Here is a 1,435-nt window from a genome sequence, read left to right as displayed (position 1 = left end):
TAAAGGTAACGCCATGATATTAGCTAGCTTTGGCTTGGTTTAAAAAGTGTACGGTACTGAAAACAGGACTAGATTTCCCTGTTTTTCCAAAAATTATTTTTCCATCTTTAATCCTTTTTTCCACTTCTTTTTCATTAAAAACCCAATATCTTCCCTTTGATGGGTAATAAATCTCCCCAGTTTCTTTGTTTTCAATCGGGAAATAAGGACCTTCATGATTAGCGGATAAATCCATCGTCGTCCATACTCCGCGCGGATCGTTATCTGGGTTTTTAAAGTTTTTATCAATAAAATCTTTAGTTAATGGCATTCCAAAGTTTGCATCATTCAATAAAGAAGAATTTTTTGAATAGCTTATAAAATAATCATGAACTGGGGGAATTACACCAAACATTGTTCCCATTTGTTTTCTTTTTCCAAATAATAGAGGCTAAAAAGCTATCTTCCCCAAAAATCTCATCACACAACCGTTTCAAATTCGCTTGTTCATTATCATCAATCGAAATAAAAATAACCCCATCATCCCGCAATAAATTTCTTGCCAGTTTCAAGCGCGGATACATCATGCTGAGCCAATCCGAATGAAAGCGCCCATTGGATTCATTATTCGCCACCAAGCGATTGCCTGCTTCATCTTTTTGGTTGGACTTTAGCAAATAACTTTCGCTGTCTTCAGCAAAGTCATCTTCATAAATAAAGTCGTTACCCGTGTTATACGGCGGGTCAATGTAAATCATCTTCACCTTACCCAAGTAGGTTTCCTGCAACAGCTTGAGTGCATCCAGATTGTCGCCTTCAATATACAAATTCTGGGTGGTGTCAAAATCCACACTTTCTTCGCGGCAAGGGCGTAAGGTTTTGGCAATGGGTGCATTGGCGGTTAACAAAGCTTCGCGTTTGCCTGGCCAATTGAGCTGGTAACGTTCTTGCGGGCCTTCAACAATTTTATCGGACAGCTCTTGGCGCAATTGGTCAAAATCGATGGCTTTTTGTGGCATACCATCTGTGCCCAATGTTTCCGTGATGCAGTTGGGGAAGAGTTCTGCCAGTTTGGCAATATTGTCTTGAATGAAATTGGGGCTGTGTAGTTTGAGTTTGTCCATGTTGTATTTTTAGGCCTAGGTTTATTGTTTAGCTTTGATCCGAGCCGCCGCGTCTTCCCACGACTCACCCACCTTGGCCGATTTTTTGATTTCTGACTCTTTTACGCCGTTAATCATCTTTTCCTTAGTCCTGTGTAGGTCTTTTGGGATTTTCGGGCGTTAAGGGCTGTTTTTCAGTAAATATGAAGGTTAAATGCGTTACGTTACGTCCGGTTTTGCGTTGTGTCCAATTTACCTGGTAGTTTGAATGGGTGTTGATGTCTTTGATAGCGGGGTCTATTACGTATTTTTTTAAGTCTTTAATTGCTTTATATTTTTCTTCAATTTCAAAC

3 protein-coding genes are annotated in these 1,435 nt (G+C 39.7%); all 3 read right to left on the bottom strand.

Annotation, left to right across the window (positions count from 1 at the left end; all coding sequences use genetic code 11):
- Positions 1 to 19: 19 nt before the first annotated feature.
- Entirely contained in the window at positions 20 to 403 is a 384-nt protein-coding gene (locus CRENPOLYSF2_RS01835) for a site-specific DNA-methyltransferase (protein ID WP_140396761.1), read from the bottom strand.
- Positions 366 to 1,103, bottom strand: a complete 738-nt coding sequence (locus CRENPOLYSF2_RS01830) for a site-specific DNA-methyltransferase (protein WP_087142264.1) — start codon at positions 1,101 to 1,103, stop codon at positions 366 to 368. The genes CRENPOLYSF2_RS01835 and CRENPOLYSF2_RS01830 overlap by 38 nt, the downstream gene beginning before the upstream one ends.
- Positions 1,104 to 1,227: 124 nt before the next feature.
- A partial coding sequence (locus CRENPOLYSF2_RS01825; RefSeq protein WP_140396760.1) for a replication initiation protein occupies positions 1,228 to 1,435 on the bottom strand: 208 nt, incomplete at its 5' end.

It is taken from the genome of Crenothrix polyspora, assembly GCF_900163755.1.
Taxonomy (GTDB): Bacteria; Pseudomonadota; Gammaproteobacteria; order Methylococcales; family Methylomonadaceae; genus Crenothrix; species Crenothrix polyspora.
The sequence above is the reverse complement of the archived record's forward strand: the minus strand, read 5'-3'. Positions and strand labels throughout refer to the sequence as shown.